This is a genomic window from Paenibacillus sp. J22FR83, assembly GCF_059691955.1.
Map to the genome: position 1 here is coordinate 185,761 of NZ_JCAUAM010000014.1, position 26,240 is coordinate 212,000.

The 26,240-nt window shown below is 49.2% G+C and carries 25 protein-coding genes, 1 pseudogene and 1 riboswitch; of the genes and pseudogenes, 3 read left to right on the forward strand and 23 right to left on the reverse strand.

Going from position 1 to position 26,240, the window contains the following annotated elements:
* The 3 genes and pseudogenes from AC58PV_RS24710 to AC58PV_RS24720 all read right to left on the reverse strand — a co-directional run.
* Positions 1–225 carry a sulfurtransferase TusA family protein gene (locus AC58PV_RS24710; RefSeq protein WP_497435219.1) on the reverse strand — a complete coding sequence of 75 codons (225 nt, stop codon included), beginning with the start codon at positions 223–225 and terminating at the stop codon, positions 1–3.
* Positions 226–240: 15 nt separating this feature from the next.
* Positions 241–603, reverse strand: a complete 363-nt coding sequence (locus AC58PV_RS24715) for a rhodanese-like domain-containing protein (RefSeq protein WP_497435284.1) — start codon at positions 601–603, stop codon at positions 241–243.
* Positions 580–1,707, reverse strand: a pseudogene (locus tag AC58PV_RS24720) (MBL fold metallo-hydrolase); the annotation flags it as partial. The pseudogene AC58PV_RS24720 and the gene AC58PV_RS24715, both read right to left, overlap by 24 nt.
* Before the next feature lie 257 nt (positions 1,708–1,964).
* Here AC58PV_RS24720 and AC58PV_RS24725 point away from each other — a divergent pair.
* Positions 1,965–2,378, forward strand: coding sequence for a thiol-disulfide oxidoreductase DCC family protein (locus tag AC58PV_RS24725; protein WP_497435221.1), 414 nt, complete (start codon positions 1,965–1,967; stop codon positions 2,376–2,378).
* Between the two features lie 115 nt (positions 2,379–2,493).
* On the opposite strand, the gene AC58PV_RS24730 is transcribed toward AC58PV_RS24725, so the two are convergent.
* Entirely contained in the window at positions 2,494–3,291 is a 798-nt protein-coding gene (locus tag AC58PV_RS24730; protein WP_497435222.1) for a DODA-type extradiol aromatic ring-opening family dioxygenase, read from the reverse strand.
* 133 nt (positions 3,292–3,424) lie between these two features.
* A complete protein-coding gene (locus AC58PV_RS24735; protein ID WP_497435223.1) occupies positions 3,425–4,342 on the reverse strand; it encodes an N-acetylmuramoyl-L-alanine amidase family protein in 918 nt (305 codons plus the stop codon).
* 95 nt (positions 4,343–4,437) lie between these two features.
* Here AC58PV_RS24735 and AC58PV_RS24740 point away from each other — a divergent pair, with 95 nt between their 5' ends.
* A complete protein-coding gene (locus tag AC58PV_RS24740; protein WP_497435224.1) occupies positions 4,438–4,566 on the forward strand; it encodes a hypothetical protein in 129 nt (42 codons plus the stop codon).
* Positions 4,567–4,622: 56 nt separating this feature from the next.
* Here the strand turns inward: AC58PV_RS24740 and AC58PV_RS24745 are convergent, their stop codons facing one another.
* From AC58PV_RS24745 to purE, 14 genes are all read right to left on the reverse strand, one after another.
* Entirely contained in the window at positions 4,623–5,180 is a 558-nt protein-coding gene (locus AC58PV_RS24745; RefSeq protein WP_497435226.1) for an ATPase, read from the reverse strand.
* Positions 5,181–5,193: 13 nt separating this feature from the next.
* The gene (locus tag AC58PV_RS24750) at positions 5,194–5,382 is read right to left on the reverse strand and encodes a hypothetical protein (protein ID WP_497435228.1); all 189 of its coding nucleotides are present in this window, start codon (positions 5,380–5,382) and stop codon (positions 5,194–5,196) included.
* A 679-nt stretch (positions 5,383–6,061) separates the two neighbouring features.
* A complete protein-coding gene (gene purD, locus AC58PV_RS24755) occupies positions 6,062–7,327 on the reverse strand; it encodes a phosphoribosylamine--glycine ligase (protein ID WP_497435230.1) in 1,266 nt (421 codons plus the stop codon).
* Positions 7,328–7,394: 67 nt separating this feature from the next.
* Positions 7,395–8,942 (reverse strand): bifunctional phosphoribosylaminoimidazolecarboxamide formyltransferase/IMP cyclohydrolase, encoded by a 1,548-nt coding sequence (purH, locus tag AC58PV_RS24760; RefSeq protein ID WP_497435231.1) that lies wholly within the window; start codon positions 8,940–8,942, stop codon positions 7,395–7,397.
* A 363-nt stretch (positions 8,943–9,305) separates the two neighbouring features.
* Positions 9,306–9,917, reverse strand: a complete 612-nt coding sequence (gene purN, locus AC58PV_RS24765) for a phosphoribosylglycinamide formyltransferase (protein ID WP_497435233.1) — start codon at positions 9,915–9,917, stop codon at positions 9,306–9,308.
* On the reverse strand, positions 9,917–10,957 hold the full coding sequence (gene purM, locus AC58PV_RS24770; RefSeq protein WP_497435234.1) for a phosphoribosylformylglycinamidine cyclo-ligase: 1,041 nt from the start codon (positions 10,955–10,957) through the stop codon (positions 9,917–9,919). Before purM ends, purN begins: the two co-directional genes overlap by 1 nt.
* Before the next feature lie 75 nt (positions 10,958–11,032).
* On the reverse strand, positions 11,033–12,565 hold the full coding sequence (gene purF / locus AC58PV_RS24775) for an amidophosphoribosyltransferase (protein WP_082927982.1): 1,533 nt from the start codon (positions 12,563–12,565) through the stop codon (positions 11,033–11,035).
* The gene (gene purL / locus AC58PV_RS24780) at positions 12,550–14,793 is read right to left on the reverse strand and encodes a phosphoribosylformylglycinamidine synthase subunit PurL (RefSeq protein ID WP_497435235.1); all 2,244 of its coding nucleotides are present in this window, start codon (positions 14,791–14,793) and stop codon (positions 12,550–12,552) included. Before purL ends, purF begins: the two co-directional genes overlap by 16 nt.
* The gene (gene purQ, locus AC58PV_RS24785) at positions 14,771–15,466 is read right to left on the reverse strand and encodes a phosphoribosylformylglycinamidine synthase subunit PurQ (RefSeq protein WP_171637554.1); all 696 of its coding nucleotides are present in this window, start codon (positions 15,464–15,466) and stop codon (positions 14,771–14,773) included. Before purQ ends, purL begins: the two co-directional genes overlap by 23 nt.
* A gap of 58 nt (positions 15,467–15,524) precedes the next feature.
* On the reverse strand, positions 15,525–15,764 hold the full coding sequence (purS, locus tag AC58PV_RS24790) for a phosphoribosylformylglycinamidine synthase subunit PurS (RefSeq protein WP_497259858.1): 240 nt from the start codon (positions 15,762–15,764) through the stop codon (positions 15,525–15,527).
* Between the two features lie 115 nt (positions 15,765–15,879).
* Positions 15,880–16,743: a phosphoribosylaminoimidazolesuccinocarboxamide synthase gene (locus tag AC58PV_RS24795; protein WP_497435285.1), complete on the reverse strand. Its 864-nt coding sequence runs from the start codon at positions 16,741–16,743 to the stop codon at positions 15,880–15,882.
* Positions 16,744–16,813: 70 nt separating this feature from the next.
* A complete protein-coding gene (gene purB / locus AC58PV_RS24800) occupies positions 16,814–18,109 on the reverse strand; it encodes an adenylosuccinate lyase (RefSeq protein ID WP_497435237.1) in 1,296 nt (431 codons plus the stop codon).
* 29 nt (positions 18,110–18,138) lie between these two features.
* Entirely contained in the window at positions 18,139–19,311 is a 1,173-nt protein-coding gene (purK, locus tag AC58PV_RS24805) for a 5-(carboxyamino)imidazole ribonucleotide synthase (protein ID WP_497435238.1), read from the reverse strand.
* Positions 19,308–19,796, reverse strand: coding sequence for a 5-(carboxyamino)imidazole ribonucleotide mutase (gene purE, locus AC58PV_RS24810; protein WP_497435240.1), 489 nt, complete (start codon positions 19,794–19,796; stop codon positions 19,308–19,310). Before purE ends, purK begins: the two co-directional genes overlap by 4 nt.
* A gap of 115 nt (positions 19,797–19,911) precedes the next feature.
* A riboswitch (purine riboswitch) is annotated at positions 19,912–20,013 on the reverse strand.
* Between the two features lie 462 nt (positions 20,014–20,475).
* Between purE and AC58PV_RS24815 the strand changes: the two genes are divergently transcribed.
* Positions 20,476–21,036: a YdeI/OmpD-associated family protein gene (locus AC58PV_RS24815; protein WP_497435241.1), complete on the forward strand. Its 561-nt coding sequence runs from the start codon at positions 20,476–20,478 to the stop codon at positions 21,034–21,036.
* A 13-nt stretch (positions 21,037–21,049) separates the two neighbouring features.
* Here the strand turns inward: AC58PV_RS24815 and AC58PV_RS24820 are convergent, their stop codons facing one another.
* From AC58PV_RS24820 to AC58PV_RS24835, 4 genes are all read right to left on the reverse strand, one after another.
* Positions 21,050–21,322, reverse strand: coding sequence for a Fur family transcriptional regulator (locus AC58PV_RS24820; RefSeq protein ID WP_497435243.1), 273 nt, complete (start codon positions 21,320–21,322; stop codon positions 21,050–21,052).
* A 657-nt stretch (positions 21,323–21,979) separates the two neighbouring features.
* Complete coding sequence (locus AC58PV_RS24825) at positions 21,980–22,948, reverse strand: pectinesterase family protein (RefSeq protein ID WP_497435244.1); 969 nt, start codon at positions 22,946–22,948, stop codon at positions 21,980–21,982.
* Entirely contained in the window at positions 22,945–24,483 is a 1,539-nt protein-coding gene (locus AC58PV_RS24830) for an ABC transporter substrate-binding protein (RefSeq protein ID WP_497435246.1), read from the reverse strand. Before AC58PV_RS24830 ends, AC58PV_RS24825 begins: the two co-directional genes overlap by 4 nt.
* A gap of 99 nt (positions 24,484–24,582) precedes the next feature.
* Positions 24,583–26,211: an extracellular solute-binding protein gene (locus tag AC58PV_RS24835; RefSeq protein WP_497435247.1), complete on the reverse strand. Its 1,629-nt coding sequence runs from the start codon at positions 26,209–26,211 to the stop codon at positions 24,583–24,585.
* Between the last annotated feature and the right edge of the window lie 29 nt (positions 26,212–26,240).

A 26,240-nucleotide genomic window follows, 5' to 3' on the forward strand; every position in this document is an offset into this window, starting at 1 on the left:
TCATCCTTTCCTCACGATAAACGTAAACACACCCTGTTCTTCTTTCGCTTCCAAGAGCTCATGTTTGGTTTTGCCTACCCACGCTTGAAAATCTTTCATCGACCCTTTATCCGTCGTCCATAGCTCCATGATTTGTCCGGACTCCAGCGTGTCCATTCCTTTTTTGGCCTTTACAATCGGCATCGGACATGCCAGCCCTTTCGCATCTACAATTAAATTAACCATGTTAATGACCTCCATTTAGTTATTCTCGATATCCCAAGTCCATTGCGACATGCCAGGCAGTACGTTATGGATGTGGGCAAAGCCTTGCTCCGCTAACCTATGACAGGCCATATCGCTGCGACTTCCTGTTCGGCAAACCAGATAATACGTGAGATTGGGATCGAGTTGGGACAACGTTCTCTCTAGGTCGCCAAGTGGCATTGAAATAGCCCCAGGAATATGACCACTTACAAATTCTGCGGGCTCGCGGACATCTAGAATATGAAGTTTCTCCCCATCTGTAAGCATGGCTTTAATTTCACTATTGGTAATGGTAAAAGGGTACTTCTCCTGAGCATCTGACCCGCCCTCATGAACCGCACAACGATTCGGCCCAATCTCCATCTCTCGTTGCTCTTCTTGCGTTGGGTGGATTTTGCCCATATTGGTCTGTCTGATCTCCTCATACGCATGCGGTTGCGGTGGCAAATTCTCGGTAACTACACGTTTGAATACCGATTCCTCTTCGAGTTGGAGCCCCGGATTCTTCTGAAATAAATCACCTAGTCTCGCGCTTACTCGCCCACCTTCACCTAACTCCGTCACCTTGCCAAAATGTGCTGGAAGCACGAGCAGATCTTGGGATAACGCTGGATAACGCTCGTATAGTGTCGTTCTTAGATCGGATACCCAGTCTTCTGCTTGACCAGCTAGATCTGGCCGACCAATGGAGTTTACGAACAAAATATCCCCCGACAACAAGTACTGACCATCAATGATGAGTGATGTGCTACCGATGGTATGACCTGGCGAATAGATCGGCTGGAGACTGATTTTCGTTTGGCCAACGATCAAGTTGTTGCCTTCTTCGAGGTTTTGGTAAGGAAACTGTACCTCTGTCGCATCCTTGGCTGGGAGCCAGTAGGTACCTTGGGTTGCCGCCGCCAGCTGTCGTCCACCTGATATATGATCCGCATGGAGATGAGTATCGAGGGTATGCGTAATCGTTACGTTCTTGTCCTTTGCAAATTGTTCAAATACATCCGTCATCCGAACCGCATCAACCACCACGGCTTCTCCTTGTGAAAGAATCATGTAGGACAGGCAACCCTTGCCAATACGAACGAATTGGTAGATCTCCCCGCCATCATTCAGGTTTCCGATTCGGACAGGTATGAGCTGCTCGCTCCATGACTTCATGCCACCGATTAGGTACGACACGTTAGTCTTACCCCCAGCGAACAATTGCTCCGCTACAAAAATGGATGATCCTTCTTTCGCACAGACGACCACGACTTCTTGTTCGCTCGGGATCGCATCGAGAATATCATCCACACCATCCATCAGGTCAAAATACGGCACATTCAGTGATTGCAGCTGTCTACCTTCGATTTTCCAGTCTGCATAGTCGGTTTCGTTCCGCACATCCAGAATAAAAGTAGGTTCCTGATTCAGTACTCTACGAGCTAGTTGAGCGGCATCCATACCTTGCAATTGATTCATCGTCTTCCCTCCGTTAGTGAGTGTTTCATTCATACACGCCGTTATATACCCCATGGGGTATATAACAAACCAAAAAAAAGAGACTACAATAATATATGACTTTACCCGCTTGCCACGCATACCCCCATGGGTATATAAGAACTATACAACCTCATCCACTTTTCGTCAATCCTTTTACGATTTGCTCAATTAGCTGGACGTCGTATAATTAGAGTAGCTTCCTCCAACAACTGTTGGAACCAAAGGAGACATCCACCATGTCAACTCATATTGATCAGCACGCTGTCATTTTGTTCGACGGAGTTTGCCTCCTCTGCAACAGCGCGGTGCAATTCATCTTGCAAAATGACCCGAAGGGCGTGTTTCGCTTCGCTTCTCTCCAGTCGGAGACGGGGCAACGACTGCTTGCCGAGCACAAGCTGCCGCTAGATCAGCTCAGCACCATTGTGCTGATCGAAGGTGGCCGCACCTATACGCGCAGCTCCGCCGCTTTGCATATAGCGCGGCGTTTGCGCGGTGCCTGGCCACTCGCCTACGCGGCAATCGTGATACCAGCTCCGATCCGCAACCTCGGATACAGCTTCATTGCTCGCAATCGCTATCGCTGGTTCGGCAAGACCGAGCATTGCATGCTGCCGAAGCCGGAGCATAAGGGGCGGTTTCTAGATTGAGCTGTCCCCCGTCCTTCATTTGCCTACTTTCTCTATCTATCCCCATTAGTCCGAAATGAAAATCGGACTACACTCACTTCCAGCGTCTTGCACCGTACCCTGAATACCATAAGACCTAAGTCTCCTGTTTACGTATACGTAGACTGCCGAACATCCAACAGCATAAGCTCAGGCTGCCCATCTGAAAGCTATGATGCAGCAGCTTCGCGTTCCGTGAAGCATCGCCTGCGCCCATTGCGATGAGCAATGGTGCAAAATGCTCCGGCGTCGGCACCGCCTCCCGCGCATGCGGCGCGCGTTCGTCGTAGCGAATCAGCGCGTCCAAGTTCCACGTTTCTAGCTGCTCAGCTAGCCACTCATCGAACTCCACGGCCCATAACTGCGGCACCGGATTGTTTGCATCCAGCTTGCTTAGGTTGTGAACCGTTCCGCCACTGCCAATCAACAGCACTTGCTCATCCCGCAAGGTGCCCAGAGCGGCACCGATTCGGTAATGCTCCTCGGGTGTTAACCGCGGGTTAACAGAAAGCGTCACAACCGGGATCTGTGCATGGGGATACATAATTGAGAGCAGCGCCCACACGCCATGATCCAAGCCTCGCCTGTCATTTAGCTCACAGCGTATGCCTTCTTGCTGGAACAACTGCTGAATATGGAGGCTTAGGAGAAGATCCCCTTTGGCTGGATAGTTCATGTCATAAAGTTCCTCGGCGAAGCCTGAGAAATCGTACATCATCTCCGGCTCGACTGCTGAGCTAATCTGCTGCACGGGGCTCTCCCAATGTGCTGTGAACACAACAATGGCTTTCGGCTTGGGCAGCGATATCGCAAGTCTTTGCAAAAACTCCGTATACGCATGGGACTCCATCACTAAACTCGGTGAGCCATGTGCAATAAAAAATGCCGGCAGCACAGCAACACCCCCTCCCACAACCGAATCACTGCCAATTATCTACATTATTCTCGAATCTGCAAAAATAAAACCATACCACACGCACCTTCGAAAAAGTCCTCCTTGCTCCAACCTATCCGTGTTCGCGTCTTCCTCACTTACCGTTCACAAACTGCTCAATCCCATCCGCGATGCCTACGGCTAGCTTCTGTTGATACGCCGCTTCCGACATCAGCTCGTCCTCTTCGGGATTCGTCATGAACCCGATCTCCACGAGCGCGACGGGTACCTTCGACCAGTTGAAGCCGCTCAAATCATCTCGCGCCGATAGGCCACGTCCCTTCGAGCCTGTCGCTTGCTGCATGCCGGCTAGAAGAAAACCAGCTGCCTGCTTACTTTCCGCAGCGATCGGCTTCACAGCTGGTTGCGCGGCTGACGGGTACAGCACCGAAAAACCCTTCGTACTTGCCGATGCATCACCATCTGCATGAATCCGTACAACCAGCGCCGCTCCTGCTTCATTCGCCATATCCGCACGCTGCTTGTTGCTAATATCCACGTCATGCGTCTCGCGCGTCATCGCTACGTTGATCCCTCGCCTTGTTAGCTCGTCTTTCAGCAGCAAGGATACCTCCAGATTAAGCACATACTCTGGCTTCTTGGTACGCACCCCAACCGTTCCTGAGCTCACTTTAGCCTTCGTTTCCCGTGTGTCTGGCCCGACCTGCTCAGGCGCATTATTGCCAACTCGCTGATGTCCCGGGTCGATCATGACGAGCTTTTTGCTCTTAGGGACACTCGGCAACGCGGTTGGAGCAATCGGTGTTGCGACAGGTGTCGGAGCCGCTGTCGGAGCTGGTGTTAGTGCAGCTGTAGCTACCGCCGGCACCTCGGATGGCGCAGCCGTTGCCTGCGCTGCTGCTGTTTGCGCTGCTGACGCTTGCGGCGAAGCGCTCTGCACCGCCTCCGCTGTAGGCACCGCCGCGGGCACCGGCTGGTTATCTCCACAACCAGCCAACACAGCTACAAGCGCGATAACCGCAGAGAGTGTCCGCATTCTTTTGTAACCCATCAAGAACTCCCCTTCTTCTCTATCCACTGTATAAAAACATCCACCATTCGCGAAACTACTACTACCATGCTTCTCCACATTTGGGAGGTTCCACTATGCAGTCACTTTGGCACTATTTCACTGATCACTGGCAATCGATTTCATTAGTTGTTGGCGCGTTATTGGCGTGCTATTTCGTTTACAAAAACAGAAGTAAATACATTCGCGGCTGGGATAAAAAGTAGCAGAAAAACGGCGCTCCCTCATAGGTATCGGCGTTTAACCAGTGATGACGCGAGTTTTACTTGAGTGCATGAACTAGCCGTGACGGTAAGTGCTGTATTTGAGAAATAACATTACCATCTTCAAACACCAATAGCGTCCGCAGACTCCTATCGCTATTATCCAATACAACCGCATAATCAGTAAGGGATATTGCCTTTTTGAGATTGGATAGTGAGACGTCGTAACGTCGTACGATGTCCGAAGTAGCAATAAAATGCCCACCTTCAATAACACGAGTTCGTACCCGATCAATATGTATCTGAACGTCTTGAAGGCCAATATAGTAAAAAATAATTCGATATCCTTTTGCCCAAGCTTCCTCCATACGCTTCAGATAAAAATCACTTGATAAGGTAGTTTCAACAGCTAGACTTTGTTTGTTTTTCAGGCATTCCCTAATGGCTTTCAGCGCAAGTTTTCCAGCTGTGAGATCCGCTTTACGTGGGTTATCAGGGTTGATCAACCTTGCATACAAATCAGGATTGATGAGATTATCGAACGTTGCTCCATAATGGTCAATCAACGTCGACTTGCCAGCGCCATTACAGCCAGCAAAGACCGTCATTTCAGGCATTCTGGCCACCTCTTTAAAGTTTATAATCAATTAGTTTCCCGTCAGAATCGATAACCTGGACATAACGCTCCCCAGTTGGCTCTTGCCGGATACGCTTTCCATTTTCTATATAAAAAATTGGAGCCCCAGCTTTTCTCGCTTTATCTTGTACGGATTGTTCAATTTTCTTGAAAATTTCATCCAGTTCCTTTTCCGTCTTCAAGCCAGCCACCACCTCTGATTACTTTCTTCTCATTATATCACACTACGACCAGACGTAATCCCGACAGCTAACTATATGCGCTTCGAAGTAATCCCCTTCCGCAACGAGTGGTAACTCGTACGATCGACAACTAACTTACCCTAATTTGTTTTAATGAGAGCACACCCACCTGCTACCACTCCCACCTGCTACTGAGAAATGCAATAGTGCAACCTTTTTCCACCAAAAACACACTTTCAACTAGAATTGATGCAAAAAGGCATCCATTTCTGCGTTTTCAGCGCTGTTTAGACGTTTTCGACCCAAATAGATGCCTTTTTGCATTTATTTAACCTATTGGCGCGAATTCGCTGAAAAAGGATGCCTTTTTGCACTTTTGCCAGCAGACGTACGAAGAAATGAAGAACGGAACAAACATCAGATGTAGATTCACGAGTGGTAACTCGTTCCGCATCTAACCTACCCTAATTTGTTTTAATTAGCGAACGACCACCAGCTACCACTCCCCCCACCTGCCGAGAAATGCAATAGTGTCACCTTGGAACCAACATAAATCACGCCTCCCCTTCCCCGCTTCCACCCAATCTTCACAAAAAAACACAGCCCCTCGCGCGACGCCCCAATCGGGTATTCGCTTCTAAGTGACTGTGTATTGTTAGCTAGCTGACGTTCCTATAACTTATCTCAATGCCTTCATCGCAATATCCGTCCGGTAATGCTTACCCTCAAAATGAATCCGATCCGCGTCCGCATAAGCTTTCTGACGAGCTTCTACGATATCTTTGCCAAGACCCGTGATCCCGAGCACGCGTCCACCGTTGGTGACGATTTGCCCGTTCTCATCAACTGCCGTTCCCGCGTGGAACACCAATGCATCTTGCACTTGATCCAGTCCCGTGATCGGCAATCCTTTTGGATACGGCCCAGGGTATCCTGGTGAAGCGACGATGACGCATACTGCGGCTTGTTCGCTCCACTCGATTGGCTGCTCAGCCAATGTGCCGTTGTTGATCGCTAGGAAAATATCCAGCAAATCCGTTTTCAATCGCGGCAAAATCACCTGCGTCTCCGGATCACCGAAGCGCGCGTTGAACTCGATCGTTTTTACACCGTTAGGAGTCAAAATCAGACCCGCATACAGCACGCCCTTGAACGGACGGCCTTCTGCTACCATCGCATCCGCTGTCGGTTGGACGATGTTCACAAGTGCTTCTTGCACGATGGACTCTGGAATATGTGGAAGTGGGGAATACGTCCCCATTCCGCCTGTATTCGGTCCTTTATCGGTATCGAAAACCGGCTTATGATCCTGCGAAGGCACCATCAAACGCACTGTGGAACCATCAACAAAGGCCAGCAAGGACATTTCTTGCCCTGTCAGGAACTCCTCGATCACGACGCTTGCACCTGCCGATGCCCCAAAAACCTGCCCAACCATGATGTCTTTCAGCGCAGCTTCCGCTTCTTCCATCGTCTGGGCAACCGTAACACCTTTACCAGCTGCTAAGCCGTCTGCTTTAATCACGATTGGCGCCGTTTGCGAGCGCAAGTAAGCAAGTGCCGCCTCATACGCGTCGAATGACTCGTAAGCCGCCGTCGGGATGCTGTATTTTTTGAGCAGCTGCTTCATGAACACTTTGCTGCCTTCGATAATCGCAGCGTTGGCGCGAGGGCCGAAGGCTGCGATGCCTTTTGACTCCAAATGATCAACCAAACCTGCCGCTAACGGATCATCAGGCGCAACCATAACCAAGTCAATCGCTTGCTCCTTCGCAAATGTGCTGATCTCTTCGAACTGAAGTTCCGTAATCGGCACGCACTCCGCTAAGCCAGCGATACCGCCGTTGCCTGGTGCGCAGAACAGTTTGCTGACTTTCGGGCTTTTGCTTAGTGCCCATACAATCGCATGCTCACGTCCGCCACGTCCAATAACTAATACACGCATTGCTGAAATCCCCTCTCATGGGGAATGCCCACGGTCCCCTTACGAATCGTGAGCATTCTCAATTGTTTTAGTGTTTAAAGTGACGAACGCCTGTCATGACCATCGCAATGCCATTTTCGTTAGCAACGCGAATGGATTCTTCGTCTTTGATGGAGCCGCCTGGCTGAATCACTGCTGTGATGCCTGCTTTTGCTGCCATTTCGAGCGTATCGCCCATCGGGAAGAAGGCGTCGGATGAAAGGACGGAGCCTTTGGACTTGTCGCCAGCTTGCTCGATTGCGATTTTCGCTGCGCCAACACGGTTCATTTGACCCGCGCCTACGCCCACAGTCATATCGTCAGCCACGAGTACGATGGCATTCGATTTAACGTGCTTAACGACTTTCCATGCAAAAAGAAGTTGCTTCATCTCTTCCGCTGTCGGTTGACGCTCGGAAACGACTTTCAGATCCGCTTCTGTCAGTTGGTAAGCGTCGCTAGCTTGTAACAGCATACCGCCTTCAACTGTTGTGATCACTGGCGAAGACGTACGGCCAGCAATCGTATCCAAACCGGCTACTTTGAGTAGGCGGATGTTTTTCTTTTTAGCCAGAATATCAAGCGCTTCTGGAGTAAAATCTGGCGCGATGACGATTTCCAAAAAAATCTCATGCAGCAATTGCGCTGTCGCTTCGTCGATCGCACGGTTCGCAGCCACGATACCACCGAAGATGGAAGTTGGATCTGCATTGTACGCTTTCGTGTAAGCTTCAAGTACGTTGGTACCGATACCTACGCCGCAAGGGTTCATGTGCTTAACGGCAACAACCGCAGGTTCGCTGAACTCTTTTACAATTTGAAGAGCTGTATTAGCGTCATTAATATTGTTGTACGATAATTCCTTACCGTGTAATTGTTCAGCCGTTGTGATGTTGCCAGCAGCTGCATTCGGCGTGCGATAGAACGCTGCGCTTTGGTGCGGGTTCTCGCCGTAGCGAAGCTCTTGCATTTTCTCATACGTTACTGTGTAACGCTCTGGGTAAGGCTCGCCTTGGAGGCCAGTCAAATAGTCGCCAATCAAAGCATCGTAAGCGCCCGTGTGACGGAACACTTTGGCAGCAAGCGTTTTACGCGTTGCAAGTGTCGTGTCGCCAGTCTCTTGCACTTCTTCCAACACTTTCGCATAGTCATTCGTGTCGACGATAACGGAAACGAAAGCATGGTTTTTCGCTGCGGAACGAAGCATGGTAGGTCCACCGATATCGATGTTCTCGATCGCATCTTCGTAAGTCACGTCAGGCTTCGCAATCGTCTCTGCAAAAGGATACAAATTCACGACAACCAGATCGATGTACTGAAGGCCAAGCTCTTTCATGCTCGCTTGGTGCTCTTCGTTGTCACGAACAGCCAAAAGTCCGCCATGCACGTTAGGGTGAAGTGTCTTCACGCGTCCGTCCATGATTTCCGGGAACCCTGTAACTTCGGAAATACCGATAACCGGTACCCCTTTATCCTTTAACAAACTAAGCGTACCACCTGTGGAAATGATCTCAACGCCCAGCTTCGACAGCTCGCTCGCGAATTCAACGATGCCCGTTTTATCGAAAACGGAGATCAGTGCTCTTTTGATTGCCACTATGCTTCCTCCTTAGGGAATGGGATTGTATGTGAATGGGTGATTGCATATAAAGATGAATATAAAGCAAAGTAACATGATTAGTGCATAAGTTCCAATACGTACAAGATGAGAGCGAACTTTTAAATGCGTGCAAGGAATAAGTGCGAGATTGAATCCCTCAGTGTGAGTGAATTCAAGTTATGCAGCTACTCCAAGTTCCTCAACGAACAACGTTTATCCTATAAAACAACAGTAGAAGGAACGCCACAAATTAAACAATTGGGGATAGAATTATCCCCGTGAAGGTTCGGCTACTCGCCACGCTGTAAGCGCGTTTTTCACCGTTACAGCTCAGGCAGCGCTTCGTTCCCACTCCAAACCCTACTTCCGCACGCCTACCCTGCGGCCGTCCAAGCTCACGCGGCCCTCGCGCAGCCACCGCACAACCTGCGGCAGCAGCACGTGCTCGGCCGCATGGATTCGCTCCGTGAGCGAATCAGCTGTCTCGTGCTCGTGAATTTCCACGGCACGCTGCGCAATGATCGGGCCGGAGTCCAGCCCGCCATCGACGAAATGCACCGTGACGCCCGTCTGCTTCACGCCATACTCGACCGCCTGTTCCACAGCGCGCACGCCAGGGAACGATGGCAACAACGACGGATGAATGTTAATCATCCGCCCATAGAAAGGCTCAACCAGCACATTCGTAATAATCCGCATGTATCCTGCCATCACGACCAGATCGACCTGACGATCCTGCAGCTCTTTCAAGATCAACGCCTCATAAGCCTCACGGCTCGCGTATTCCTTCGGGTTAAAGGCAAAGACAGGTACCTTCGCTTCTTTGGCCCGCTCGATGACGAACGCCTGTGGGCGGTCACAGACAAGAAGCTCGATGCTAACATCAAGCTTCCCCTTCTGTACCTGATCCACAATGGCCTGAAAATTCGAGCCGCTGCCTGAAGCCATCACCGCAATGCGATAAGGCTGCATTAGACGTCAGCTCCTTGGAACGTAACGACACGCTCGCCTTCTGTAACAACACCTAGACGGTACGCTTTCTCGCCTTGCGCTTCCGCTGCAGCGATTGCTTTCTCTGCATCGTCAGCTGCCACGATCACAACCATCCCGATTCCCATGTTGAATGTGCGGAACATATCGTTATTCGTGATGTTACCTACACGCTGCATTAAAGAGAAGATCGGAAGGATCGGCCATGATCCGTATTGAATATCCACGTTCACGCCATCCGGCAGAACCCGCGGAATATTTTCGATGAAACCGCCGCCTGTGATATGCGCCATCCCTTTGATCGCTACATCTTCCAACATAGCAAGAACTGGCTTCACATACAGCTTCGTTGGCTCAAGCAACACGTTGCCAAGCTTGTCGCCAAGCTCATCCACATGCCCTTGAAGCGTATATCCGTTATCTTCTAGCAAAAGCTTGCGCACAAGCGAGAAACCGTTGCTGTGTACACCGCTTGAAGCTAGTCCTAGCACGACATCTCCAGGACGGATCGTTGTTCCGTCGATGATCTTTTTCTTGTCGACGATTCCAACCGTAAAGCCAGCAATGTCATACTCCCCTTCAGCATACATGCCCGGCATTTCCGCCGTTTCGCCACCGATTAGTGAGCAACCAGATTGCGCACAACCGTCGGCGATCCCTTTAATGATCGCTTCAATTTTCTCTGGAATGACTTTGTCACAAGCGAGATAGTCTAGGAAGAACAACGGCTCTGCGCCTTGCACGATAATATCGTTCACACACATCGCAACCGCGTCAATTCCAATCGTATCATGCTTATCCATGGCAAAAGCAATCTTCAGCTTCGTGCCCACGCCGTCCGTACCCGATACGAGTACAGGCTCCTCATACTTGTCTTTGTTCAAGCTGAACAGCCCGCCGAAGCCACCGAGATCTGTTAACACTTCAGGACGGAATGTCCGTTTTACGTGCTTTTTCATCCGTTCTACTGCTTCGTTCCCCGCCGCGATATCGACGCCAGCCTTTTTATAAGCATCCGACACTGACCAACACTCCTTAGTTTGTCTATATATGGGGGAGGTCGTTAGACCCCCGTTTTCTCTCTTTTACATTAAAAATTAATCACAAGCACATCCGACCTTCGTCACATCAACGATTTCCGTTGGATAGCTGTTGTCGAAACAAGCCGTACAATATCCGCTCTCTTTGCCTGCGGAACCTTGACCGATTGAATCCAGCAGTCCATCCTTGGTTAAAAAATGAAGCGAATCCGCGTTGATTGCCTTACGAATCTCTTCGATGGAGTTCATCGCCGCGATAAGCTCTTTGCGATCTGGCGTATCAATCCCGTAGTAACATGGGTTCATAAAAGGCGGCGAAGAAATCCGCACATGAACCTCCGTTGCTCCTGCTTCACGAAGCAGGTTGACGATGCGTAAGGACGTTGTCCCCCGAACGATGGAGTCATCGATCATCACGACACGCTTGCCTTCGACCACCTTACGAACGGCGCTCAGCTTCATTTTGACACCTTGCTCACGCAGCTCTTGGCTTGGAATGATGAACGTACGGCCTGTGTAGCGGTTCTTGATCAGACCCAGCTCATAAGGAATCCCGGTTTGTTCCGCAAAACCAATCGCCGCTGAAATACTGGAATCCGGCACGCCGGTTACAATATCCGCATCCACGAAAGCTTCCATCGCTAGTCGTTTACCCATCCGTTTACGAGCGGAGTGAATATTGACCGTATCAATGTCGCTGTCTGGTCGAGCGAAGTAGATGTATTCCATCGCACAAATCGCACGCTTGCTGCCTTCTGCAAAACGTTCCGAACGGAAGCCATCACGATCAATCACGATGATCTCGCCAGGCTGTACATCACGGAAATAGGTTGCCCCAACCGCATCAAATGCACAAGTCTCTGACGCGAACAAGTAGGATTCACCCAGACGACCGATCATGAACGGACGTAAGCCGTTCGGATCAAGCGCAGCAATCAATTTATCTTTGGTGATAATAAGGAAGGCGAAACCGCCGATGACTTGATTCATCGCATCCTTAACGGCATCAACAATATCATCATGCTCGGAGCGAGCAATCAGATGCGCCATAACTTCCGTATCACTTGTTGTTTGGAAAATGGAACCCTTCCGCTCCAGTTCACGTTTGATAATGTTGGCATTATCAAGATTCCCGTTCGTTGCAATCGCTAGATCGCCTTCGCGGTATTTGAACACGAGTGGCTGTGCATTCGCCAGCTTGCTTTCGCCTGCTGTTGAATAGCGCACATGCGCGATAGCCGTTGAACCCGTAAGTGGATGCAAGTTATCATTTGTAAAAACTTCCTTCGCAAGTCCCATCCCACGGTAATAGTTGAATTTGCCTCCATCGACTGTACAGATGCCGGCACTTTCCTGTCCACGATGCTGAAGGGCATGCAGCCCGTAATAGCATAGGGAGGAAGCTTCGGGATGACCATACACCCCGAACACCCCGCACTCTTCATTCAGCTTATCGAACAATCCGCCTTGGCCGCCAATACCTTCGTTGTAGTAGTCACCTGTCCAAAGCTCGTGCTGACCTCCAGCTAGTTGCACTAGTGGAGCCTCAGGAAGCTTCAGGGCCTTGGATTGCTTTACGCCATTAGACATGGAATCGCATCCTTCCAGACTTTCGCCAGCTCGCTTACAGGAGACTGGAGACGCTGTTCGTCATTGATTTTCACAGTGAGGTAGGAACCTGTTACTTTTCCGATTTCTTGATATGGTACGCCTTGGGAAGCGATCCAGTGTTTCAAAGCATCCGCTTTGTCTGGTGTCGCGCTCAATACGATACGAGATTGTGTTTCACTAAACAATGCGAAATCAGGACGTAGTTCAGAAGTTACGTTAACTTCTGCGCCGATGTTTCCGCTGATACAGCTTTCTGCAAGTGCTACAGCCAAACCGCCTTCAGACAAGTCATGTGCAGAAGCAACTAGACCTTCTTGGATCGCTTTAAGCACTGCGTTTTGCAGGCGTTTCTCAGTAGCCAAATCCAACTCTGGAGGACGGCCTTCGGTTACACCGTGAATCACATATTGGAATTCGCTGCCGCCGAGCTCTGCTTTCGTCTCACCAAGCAGGATAATGATGTCGCCTTCATTTTTGAAGTTTTGCGTCGTGATGTGGTCTGTGTCATGCACAAGACCAACCATTCCGATAACCGGAGTCGGGTAGATCGCACCCTTGGAGTTTTCGTTGTAAAGCGAAACGTTTCCGCCGATAACCGGCGTATCCAAGAAGCGGCAAGCTTCTGCCATACCGTCCGTGGATTTCTCCAACTGCCAGAAGATTTCAGGCTTGTCCGGGGAACCGAAGTTCAAGTTATCCGTCACTGCAAGCGGCTCAGCACCGGAACAAACGATGTTACGCGCTGCTTCGGATACCGCGATACGTCCGCCCACTTCCGGATCAAGGTACACGTAGCGTCCGTTACAATCCGTTGTCATCGCAAGACCTTTGCGCGTGCCGCGGATCGTTACGACTGCTGCGTCCGAACCTGGACGCACAGCTGTTTCTGTACGAACCATGTAGTCATACTGGTTGTAAACCCACTCTTTGCTCGCGACCGTCGGGGACGCGAGTACGGATTTCAGCGCATCCGTCAACTTCGTTACCTCAGGGTAACGGGTTGTATCGATCGCTGCGCTTGCTTCGTAATAAGCCGGCACTTTGCTTGGCTTATTGTAAACCGGGCACTCGTCAACGAGTGCGCCTACAGGCATGTTCCCCACGACTTCTCCGTGGTGGATCAATTTCAAGAAACCGTCGTCGGTTACTTTACCGACTTTCGCACAGTGCAAGCCCCAACGCTCGAAGATGCCTTTAGCTTGCGCTTCATCCTTCGGCTCAACAACGAAAAGCATACGCTCTTGGGACTCAGACAACATCATTTCATATGCTGTCATGCCTTCTTCGCGTTGTGGAACTTCATCCAGGTACAGCTCCATGCCGTTCCCTGCTTTACTTGCCATCTCAGCGGAGGAACAGGTAAGTCCCGCTGCACCCATATCTTGAATTCCAAGCACGATGCCGGAATCGATTAACTCTAAACAAGCTTCTAGAACTAGCTTTTCCATGAACGGATCGCCAACTTGTACCGCTGGACGCTTCGCTTCGGATTCAGCCGTCAATTCCTCGGATGCGAATGTCGCACCGTGAATACCGTCGCGGCCAGTTGCCGGACCTACGTAGAACACTGGGTTACCTACACCTTTGGCAACACCGCGTTGGATCATGTCGTGGTCGATAAGACCCACGCACATTGCGTTAACGAGCGGGTTCCCCTCGTAGCTCTCGTCGAACATCACTTCGCCGCCGACTGTCGGGATCCCGATACAGTTACCGTATCCAGCGATACCGGAGACAACGTGCTCGAACAAGTACTTCACGCGATCGTTTTCCAATTTACCGAAACGCAAGGAGTTCAATAGTGCAACTGGGCGTGCACCCATGGAGAAAATATCACGAATAATACCGCCCACACCTGTCGCCGCGCCTTGGTAAGGCTCGATAGCGGAAGGGTGGTTATGACTTTCGATTTTGAAAACAACCGCTTGGTTATCCCCGATATCTACGATCCCTGCACCTTCACCAGGTCCCATAAGAACGCGAGGTCCTGTTACTGGGAATTTGCGAAGTACAGGTTTGGAGTTTTTGTAAGAACAATGCTCGGACCACATTACGCTGAATACGCCGATCTCCACATAGTTCGGATTGCGTCCAAGGAAACCGCAAATTTTGGCAAACTCCTCGTCGGTTACACCCATTTGCTTGTAGATCTTCTGTTCCGCGATTTGTTCGGCTGTTGGTTCCTTAGCGGATAGCTGCTGCGTCATGTTTTTCCCTCCAAGCACTTAGAATAGATGTGAACATTTTCTTACCGTCAGCGGAGCCAAGAATCTCATGAATGGCACGCTCTGGATGGGGCATCATACCCACAACGTTTCCTGCTTTGTTGCTAATTCCTGCGATATCATCAAGTGATCCGTTCGGGTTGTTGCCCGCTTCGTAACGGAACACGATTTGGTTGTTTTCTTGCAATTCTTGGAGCGTAGCTTCGTCACAGTAGTAGTTGCCTTCACCGTGTGCGATCGGAATGTTGATCAATTCACCTTCGGCATAATCACGTGTGAACGCCGTTGTGTTGTTCTCTACTTTCAGAACCGCTTGGTGACAGCGGAATTTCATGCCGTTGTTGCGCAGCAATGCGCCTGGCAGCAAACGAGCTTCCGTCAACACTTGGAATCCGTTACAAATACCTAGAATGTACTTGCCTTCTTCCGCAGCCTTCACGACAGCCTTCATAACGTTCGTAAACTGAGCAATCGCTCCACAACGCAGGTAATCCCCGTAAGAGAATCCTCCTGGTACTAGGATGCAATCATATTTGGACAAGTCGCCGTCCGTATGCCACACATAGTCAACAGGTTGACCAATTGTATCTTCAATCGCTTTGTACAAGTCGATATCGCAATTCGATCCCGGGAACACAAGAACCGCAAAATTCATGACTTCTTCCTCCTAAAAGTTGTGCTGTAGTGAAACTCTCTGCATTTCCTCGTGTCTACTAAGCCAATTCGTAACGGTAGTCTTCGATGACTGTGTTAGCAAGCAACTTCTCGCACATTGCTTTTACGCGTGCTTCTGCTTCCGCTCTGTCAGTTGTACCAAGCTCAAGCTCCAAGTATTTACCGATGCGCACTTTGCCAACTTCTTCGAAGCCCATGGAGTGAAGTGCTCCTTGAACTGCTGTTCCTTGCACGTCCAATACGTTTTGTTTAATCGTTACATAAACAGTTGCTTTCATCGTGAAATCGCTCCTCAGCGTTATTTTAAATATAGTTAGTAAGAATATGTTTCACTTATTACATCGGCTATATTTCTAGATAAACGCACCCGTCCTTCAAGGACGGCGTAGCCGTTTATTTCGAGTCAACCAATCGGTTCAAAATTTCTTTATATCGGTTCGAAGTCTCTTCCACAACAGAAGCTGGAAGCTCGTCCGGTTCACTATTTTTATCCCAACCTGATCCCGCCAAATACGTGCGAACAGGCTCTTTGTCCATGGAATCGATCTCGATATCTAGGGCATATTTCTCTTGTGACCAATAACGGGAAGAATCCGGTGTAAAGATCTCATCAATGATAATAAGTTCACCTGCATAAATACCGAATTCAAACTTCGTATCTGCTAAAATAATGCCTTTTTGCTCACAGATGCTATGTGCTAGCACATACAGCATAATGCTGCGCTCTTGCAGAGCTAAGGTTAGCTCTTCGCCAACTAGTTCTTTCATCTGTTCAAGGGTGATGTCCTCATCGTGACCCACATCATTTTTCGCTGCTGGTGTGAATATCGGATCATTAAGACGTTCGTTTTTGCGCAAGCCCTCCGGCAATTTAATGCCGTTAATTTCTCCGGTTTTCTCGTACTGTCTCCAGCCGTTCCCCGTGATATAGCCGCGAACTACGCACTCGATGGAGATGCGCTCCGCTTTTTTCGCCACGATAATGCGCTCTTTCAGTACTTCACGATCCTCAGCGCTAGGAATAATCGCATGAAGCTTCTCAACATCCGTGTGGATGATGTGATTCTTCATATAACCGCTCGTTACGCCGAACCAGTACTTGCTAAGTGCATTCAGCACGTATCCTTTATCCGGAACGCCAGGCTTTAAGATATAATCGAAAGCCGAAATGCGATCCGTCACCACGATCAAAAAGCTATCGCCAAGGTCATACAGCTCACGTACTTTGCCTTTATGCACCAAAGGGGCATTGATCATTTCTTCCGCTGTACTCAAAATCCCGCTTGCGTTTGCCACGAACTCCACACCCTTCCCCGTAAATATTGTTCTAGTTCAAACCTAAACGGTCAAAAATCGTGCTTACATGCTTCAAATGCCAGCTAGGATCGAAGCAATCTGCGATTTCTTCTGGGCTAAGCACTTCGGTGATGACCGATGTGTTCTCAACGATTTCGCGGAAGGAGCGTTGCTCTTCCCATGCTTGCATCGCTCTCGGTTGTACGGTATCGTACGCTTGCTCACGAGCAAAACCTTTGTCGATCAGCTTCGTCATCACGCGGCCAGAGAAAGGAACATCGTACGTGCTGCGCATGTTGCGTTTCATATTTTCAGGGAATACCGTCAAATTCTTAATGATGTTGCCAAGACGGTTCAGCATGTAGTTCAACAACTGCGTCGAATCTGGCAGGATGATACGCTCAACGGAGGAATGCGAAATGTCGCGCTCATGCCACAGCGTCACGTTCTCGTAAGCGGAAACCATGTGTCCTCGAATGACACGGGATAGACCGGAAATGCTCTCGCAACCGATCGGGTTACGTTTGTGCGGCATTGCAGAAGAACCTTTTTGACCTTTGGCAAACGGCTCTTCCACTTCACGGAACTCACTCTTCTGAAGCGCACGTATTTCTGTTGCAAATTTGTCCATGGAAGTCGCGATTAGCGCTAATGTAGCCATGTAATCTGCGTGGCGGTCACGTTGCAGTGTTTGTGTGGAGATTGGAGCTGGCGTTGTGCCTAGCTTCTCGCACACATATTGCTCAACGAACGGATCAATGTTCGCGTACGTGCCTACTGCTCCTGAGATTTTACCGAATTGCACGCCATTTGCGGCTGTACGGAAACGCTCTAGGTTACGCTTCATTTCTTCGTACCATAGTGCCATTTTCAAACCAAACGTCGTTGGCTCTGCATGAACACCATGCGTTCTACCCATCATCGCTGTATCTCTATGTTCAATCGCTTTATTACGAAGAATTTCGATGAAGTTCTGAATGTCTTTGTCCAAAATTTCGTTCGCTTGACGAAGCAAGTAGCCCATCGCCGTATCGACAACGTCCGTTGAAGTCAAACCGTAGTGAACCCATTTGCGCTCAGGCCCTAATGTTTCGGATACAGCACGTGTGAATGCGATAACGTCATGACGAGTCTCTTGCTCGATTTCATAGATGCGGTCGATGTTGAAGCTCGCTTTTTCGCGCAATACTTTCACATCTTCCTTCGGAATAACGCCAAGCTCTGCCCAAGCCTCGCAAGAAAGAATTTCTACTTCCAAATACGCTTGAAATTTATTCTGTTCTGTCCAAATGCTTGCCATCTCAGGGCGTGTATAACGATCGATCATTTTTGCACCATGCCTCCAATAATTATCTTTTACTTACTTTCCCAAATGCCTGTTTGTTCTATCCAAGTCAATGCTTTCTCAACATCGTCGGTTAAAAGGTTGATGTGACCCATTTTGCGTTTCTCTTTCGCTTCTTTCTTGCCGTACAAATGAAGTTTGGCAGAGACGCCTAACGTTTCATTCTCTAGGAAGCCTGGATCCGCAAGTCGATCGTGCAGCGGCGCAATGTGCTCACCTAGCAAGTTGACCATGACCACAGGGGTGATCAATTCGGTTGAACCTAACGGCAAGTTGCAAATCGCGCGTACGTGCTGCTCGAACTGCGAGGTCCGGCAAGCTTCCATCGTGTAATGCCCGGAATTGTGCGGGCGTGGCGCAAGCTCGTTGACGTACAGTTGACCATCCTTGGTTAGGAATAGCTCAACCGCAATGAGCCCGATAACACCGAGCGACTCCGCGATGCGAATCGCGAGTTCTTCGGCTGCCTTCTGCACGGGCACTGGAATACGTGCCGGCACGATGGATTCGTGCAGAATATTATGTACATGTATATTTTCAGCGGCAGGGAATGCTCTGACCTCACCGCGTGGACTTCTAGCTGCAATAACGGATAATTCTTTGTCAAAATGAATGAATTGTTCGAGCACTAGCTCGGTTTTGGCGCGGCTTAGCGTTTTATAAGCTTCTGCGACTTCGTCTAGGGAGCGAAGCACCCATTGCCCTTTGCCGTCATAACCGCCGGTTGCGGTTTTGAGCACGCATGGAATGCCGAAGCGCTCCGCTGCTTCTCTAAGGTCCGATTCGCTTTTGATCTCTGCATAAGGCGCTACTGGCACGCCTGCTGCTTCAATTGCTCTTTTCTCACGAAGACGGTGCTGGGTCGTGTATAAAAGATGACTGCCTTGTGGAACATAGGACTCTTCCATCAAAATGTTGGTGACGTGTGCGTCGACGTTCTCGAACTCGTACGTGATCACGTCCGACAGTGCGGCCAGCTTTCTAGCTGCCTCCACGTCGTCGAAATTCGCTTGAATCTGCGTCGCCACTTGGCCGCAAGGAGCATCCTCTGTCGGGTCAAGCGTCACGAAGCGATACCCCATATTGCGTCCGGCTAGCGTCAGCATGCGGCCTAATTGCCCGCCGCCAAGGATGCCGATGGTTCCGCCTGGCCCAATCACCTTACCGCTGGAAGTGTCACTCATAGGTTGTCACTGCTTTCTAGCACCGTTTGCGTGATGCGCGCGCGGCGTGCTTTCACTCTCGCTTGGATCTCCGGATCGAAAGCACCCAGAATTTGCCCAGCGAGCAAGCCAGCATTCGTGGCACCCGCATGGCCGATCGCAACAGTAGCAACCGGAATGCCGCCTGGCATTTGCACGATAGAAAGCAAAGAGTCCATACCATTCAGCGTAGACGTTTTGACAGGAACACCAATAACCGGTAGCTCTGTTTTGGCTGCAACCATTCCTGGTAAATGCGCCGCACCGCCTGCTCCGGCAATAATGACTTGTAACCCACGTTCGATCGCCGATGCTGCATATTCAAACATCAGATCTGGCGTTCTATGCGCGGAGACAACTTTCTTCTCATACGCTATACCCAGTTCGTCCAACATATCACAAGCATGCTTCATCGTTTCCCAATCCGACTGGCTTCCCATAATTACACCAACACGTACCGTCGTCATCTTAAACCCACTTTCGTCACCTATATAATAGAAAAATGCCCAGAGCTAGAATTCACGATTCTATACGCTGGACAGCAAAAGAACCGAATGCAAAAAGACCATCATTTCCTATGGTTCCCCTCATTCGCTTCCTCGTAGTCCAAAAATTCATGGTTTTTGGGTAGATACTTCCAGGCCTTATCCCTGATTTTATACGAGTTGATTCGACATTTTTAATTAGTGCGGCTTCATTTCCCGCTTTCCTAGTTTACTACCAACTGACGTGCCATGTCAATTTGAAAAAACGAACGTTTTTATCTTGTTTCTTTTAAATAGTTCGCTTTTTAGGCACAATTTCTAGCTTTTACCTGTTCAAGAGTAAAGCTGCAATTCTCAACCGATTCTCAACATGTCTATGAAGTCTTCCGATGTTCCCGAACATCCAAATTTACTTATGAAGCGATTTTTCATATTTTTCGACAATGACGGCTGGTTATTCCATAATGCCGCGAAATCGCCTGATTTAGCTGTATAAAATCCAGTTAGTTTACCCTGAGGCAACGCCTCTTGCCATCCCCCCAAAAAATTAAATAAGCACACTGACATATAGTTGTCAGTGTGCACCGTTTACAATACTCATATAGACCGATACTACATATTCGAAATGGAAACAACCACTAATCGGAGGTGACAAGCAATTATGATTATAGATAAACTAGTACTAGTAGAGACGCGGCAAGAATGGCGAGAGTGGCTAGTTAACAATCACAATACAGAGAGTTATTGTTGGCTAGTTCCTACTCAGCGCACTTCCATGAGTTACATTGACTTTGTGGAAGAAGCCTTATGCTTTGGCTGGATTGACAGCACAACGAAGAAAGTTGATGAGACCCACACAGCACAACGCTTCTCCCCTCGGAAAAAGAAGAGCAAATGGACAGAGCTCAATAAAGAGCGCGTCCGGCGGTTGGACAAATTAGGCTTCATGACGGAAGCTGGGCATCACGTATTGCCTGATATGAACACCGCATCTTTCACCATAGATGAAGATATTATGAAGCAATTGCGTCAGGACGAAGTGCTCTACGGCCATTTTCAGTCCTTGCCAGCGCTCTACGTGAGAGTCAAACTCGACAATATTCAGTCGGTACGAAGCGACGCAACATTGTATCAGAATCGCTTGACCAAGTTCATTGAACATACCCGTCTCAATCAACTATATGGACAATGGCATGATCACGGTCGACTACTCACGTACTAGCATTCACATCTACTTACGAACATACCGCAGCTTCATATCGTAAAGAGGTTCCACTAACCGCCAACTCATTCACTAATCCCAGCTGTTTAAAAACGTGCAGAGAACTATTAACGGTCATTGCATTCACATGCGGATACTCGCCGACCATTGCCTCGCAAATATCTTTCACCGCCACATAACTTTCCTGTGCATACAGATACGTTAGCAACGCTCGCCGCTGCGGAGTTAACGGAATATTTTTAGCTCGCATCCGCTGTAAGGCTTGATTCAGATCATGTTTGACCATTAGGGTAACCTCCTCTTTCATTTCTTATTTTATGGTGAGCTTCGACTTAGGGTTCGATCGTTGCACCTTATGTCACATCTACATTCCGGGATGCCATAAGTAATGGATAAAAAGCACAACATTAATTATAATAATTATAATATAATATTAATTATATTTTTATCGATAATGATTGTCAATACGGGTAACTTTTCCAATACGAAGATAAACCGCCAAGGAGTTATCCTCTGAACGGCTTTAGTAGGCTAATCTCTCGTTTCCCCCACCCGCTGCGGGCGCGTGCTTCACTTTAAGGCCCAAAATGGGCCTTATCCTGCGGCAACCACGCCGGGGGAACGCAATAGCGCCCTTCTTGGGCGCTATCTCTCGTTTCCCCCACCCACTGCGGGCGCGTGCTTCACTTTAAGGCCCAAAATGGGCCTTATCCTGCCGCTTCCTCGCCGGGGGAACGCAATAGCGCCCTTTTTGGGCGCTATCTCTCGTTTCCCCACCCGCTGCGGGCGCGTGCTTCCCTTTAAGGCCCAAAATGGGCCTTATCCTGCCGCTTCCACGCCGGGGAAACGCGATAGCGCCCTTTTCGGGCGCTATCTCTCGTTTCCCCCTCCCGCTGCGGGGGCGGGCTTACCTTTTAGGCCACGCGCAAGGCGCTATCGTGTCTTATCTCCCGCTACGTACCGATGGATTCCATCCATCGTCACCTGCCAGAACTTGCTCGGCTGTCCACGCTGCCGACTCCCCAGCCGGCAACTCCGTTGCCCACACAACGCGGCCACTCGTTACAGCCCCAGGACCCCTACTCCCACTCTCTATGTATATAACCTCATCGACAGGCTCCTGCTCATTCCATCGATCCCAGCCCGCGACCTTAACATGCGGCCCTATCCAGCAATCTATGAACGCTGTCTTCGCATAATTCCGCCACGGCCTCCCTAGGCCTACAGACTGCTCAGGCGCATTACCAGTGAGCTTACACCTCAGAAATACATAACCATAGGGAACTTCCTCCGGCGTAGAGGCTGCTGTAATCCAGCCACGTCCCAAGGAGACAATCTCACAGTCCTGAAACACCGCTGTCGCCGAGCCAAAAATAAAATCAATATCCCCCTCCACGTAGCAACGTTCATAATACTGCCTCACTGGACGTCTAGGGGCACCTTCCCTTGGACCGCCAAAACTGCCGCGGTCTCGCGGTTTCGGTGGCAGCGGCCCCGTGAACAGCGTGTCCTGATGCCCGAGGAATCGGCAATCACGGAAGGCTACGCAGTCCCCATCGACATAAGCGGCCAACGCTTGCCCCACGATGTCCCCGCTTCCCGCTGTATTCTCGAAAGTAATCCCTTCCACCGTAATATGATCCCCACCAATATAAGCCGTGTAAGAATGAAACGTGTGGTAAGGTTCACCGCTCGGAAACACCTTTTTCGCATAATCGCCATAAGAAATCACTGTCGTGTCCGCTCCATCGCCAACTAGCGTTATCCACGACTTATCGATATATAACTTCTCTTTATATACACCACTTTTAATATGAATGATCGTTGGCTCTGTCAGTCCCTGTGGGATATGATTAACAGCCTCTTGTATGCTCAGGAAGTCGCCGCTCCCATCTGCTGATACAGTAATCATGGTTTTTCACCCTTTCTACTAGCGTGGTAGGCATCAAATTGCCTTTGAATTTCCGCAATCACATGCGTCATTCCCGCATCTTTTAATTTCACTCTGAAGCTAGCCATTGTCGTTGCCCAATCCATCTTGGCATCATACAATTTCGGCAAATACTCTGTAATGATCACAGTGAGCTGGGCTATCTCCGATTTAATTGGAGCCAGATCAGGCACAAAACCGAGCGTTGGAGAAACGATCGCTTCCTTATCCCAATCCCGCAGCTCCTTGCTATAAGCAGGAGAAATGTACGTGCTAAACCGAGCAAACCGAATATCATTCCAAGTCCAGCTAATCGGGTTATACTGATGCTCAGGGGCGATACCGTCATAAACGATAGCCTCGTCCTTCAGCTTGTAATTCACATCTTTAATCCCATACGTGAAGAGATCGTAATTCTCCTGACTGCCCCTCAGCCAATTGAGGAAAGCAACTGACTCATTCACATGCTGGCTTGTCGAAAATACCGACAGAATATTGTCAGCCCCTGCGTACAAATACTTCGGCTTCTCTGGATGCAAATACACATTCTCCAGCTCCCCCGTTGGAAGCATGGCTTTGAACGCATCAATTCGCTCGGTTTGCTTCATGACCACACTCCAAGTGGCGGCCACTTTGCCTGAGTTAAAAGCAAGCTCTGGATCTGGATATTTCGAGGTATCCGACGGGCCATACGGGATATAGCCCTTCTCTTGCCATTCATGCATCTTCTCCATGATACGCACGAAGAAATCCGATTCGTATGTATTTCTGACCTTCAGCTGCGGATCCGCCGGGTCAATATAGACAGGGGCATTCAAGTAACCTCCCGCGAAAAAGGCAACATCCCCATATTCTCGAAGCAAGAAACGACCCGTGTCATAAAAATAAGGCGTCATCGTCGGTTCATTCTGGTGAATCGTCTCCAAATACCTGTCCATATCGGCCACGGTTCGTATCTCTGGCAAACCATACTTCTTCCTCAGATCACCTCGAATCTGCACGAAGCTCTGAAACTCTGCGATCGGCATCACACGTGGGATACCGTAAATATGACCGTTAATCGTGACACCTTGAAATGCGTAATCGGGGGTGCTGTTTACGATCGCAGGACCATAGTCGCGAAGCGCATCATCCAAGGGAGCTAGTACTTTCTTCGAAACTAAATCCGCAATATTCGAATACGCGGATAGGGCAATATCGTATGGCTCCCCGCTTGCCGCATTCAGCCACATTTTCTTCCAGTACTGATCATAGGGAATATAGGTAAATTCGAGCTTAATAGGCAAGCCGTCCTTCGCTAGCTTGTTCTCAACAGCTTGGATAACTTCATCTTGGGCGGCCGGCTTCTCCAAAGGGAACAGCAGACGCAAGGTAGTTGGCGCTAGATCCTGCCTCGTCTTGTTCGTGTGCGACACTGCTGGCGTCAGCCCTGAATCTCCACCTTTGCCGACGAATAGGAGGACAACAATCGAAGCACAGATCACGATGAACAGCAGCGTATAGGTGAGTCTTCTCATCCTGAGACCGTCCTTTTCGAGATTCGTCGCCGCAAAATGGATAAACACAGCAGCCATATCCGCGGCTGCTGTGCTCGTTACACCTACGACGATCGTTATTTATTTTTTACTGGCGGTGAGATAACGGTCGTATTGCGCTTGTCTGCCTTTGATGACATCCTCGACACCCATACCTTTCAACGACTTGATATAACTATCGAATTTATCCAGGCTTTCCTTGCCGGTAATAAACTTGATATTCATTTCATTCACATAAGTCGTAATATCTGGCATCACCGTATTCTCTTTGTCAGCCTCGGCTTTCAGCGCGTAGACAAATGGGAACGGTGCTTTGATATATTTCTCCATCTCTTTATCAATCTTAGCATGCCATGGTGCTACCAGTACATCCGTTGCATCGACGGATTGCTCGATCGGCAAGTTCGTTGGATTGATACCGAATTTTTGGATGAAATCATTATCCTTGCCTTTCTCCGTAAATTGTTTCTTGCCATCCACCACATCGTACGTTTGTCCTTTCAATCCCCACACATACATCTCCTTGGATTCTTCACTGCTCGCATAGTCCAAGAATTTGAACGCCAGCTCTGGATCTTTGGCATTCTTCGATACGCCGAAGATACCTGTAATCGGGTTCCGTCCTATATAGAATTGATCGCCGTGCGGCCCCTTGAATGGAGCAATCCCTTTAATCAGCGGTTTCGTAGGATCGTAATCCTTGAACAGCTTACTGTATACCATAGAGGTATACCAACTAAAGTTAAACGTAACGCCTGTTATATTTTGTGAGAACTTCGATGTAATCTGATCCGCGGTAACGCTGGCGAAATCCGACTCTAGCAATCCCTCTTTGTACAAACTATTTAAGTAGGTTAAATACTCCTTATAGTTCGGTTCATAGAATGAATAATGCACTTTACCGTCTTTGTCCGCGTAGAAGTTATTCGCTAGATCTAATCCGAACACAGGTCCAAATGCACTCGCCAGTTGATTAGGCGCTACGGAGAACGGGATTTCATCCTGTTTTCCATTACCATTCGGATCATTCGCTTTGAACTTGCGCAGCATATCCGTGAATTCATCAAGCGTTGTTGGCTCTTTGAGATTTAGTTTTTCCAGCCATCTGACATTCACCATAAAAGTAGGCATATAGTTCTTCGTCACAGCCAATTGCGGCAGATAGTATATCTTCCCGTCTGGTGTCGTTAAGCTCGCTTTCAGCGCAGGGTATTTCTCGAACAACTTCTTGATGTTCACGCCATACTTATCGATATAATCGTTCAGAGGTTTGAACAAGCCTCCCTGAATGTTCTTCATCGTCTGATCCTGGTCCAACTGGTAGATCACATCGGGAAGATCGGCTCCTGCGGCAAGTCGCGGGCTAATTGCATCCTGATAGGTCGATGGCGGAAGCAGCTCCCAATTGACGGTAATGCCTGCTCGTTTACTCAACTCTTGGACAATCGGAGCTTGATTGAGATCCACATTGTTCGTCCATGCATTCGTTGCCAAAATTTTGAGCGAACCGGCTTTATCGGTAATTGGCCCTGTGCCTGTGTATGTGAACCCCGCTGGTGCTGCCGAAGCACTCGCATCAGGTTTCGTCGTTGCCGCCCCCGTGCTTGCAGCAGGCTCAGCGCCGCCATCACTTGTACAGGCTGCGGCTACCATAGCGAATAAAGCGGTAATCAGAGACAAACTTGCCGTTGTTTTGAGCGTTTTTTTCATATACGAACCCTCCCTTAATGTATAAAGCC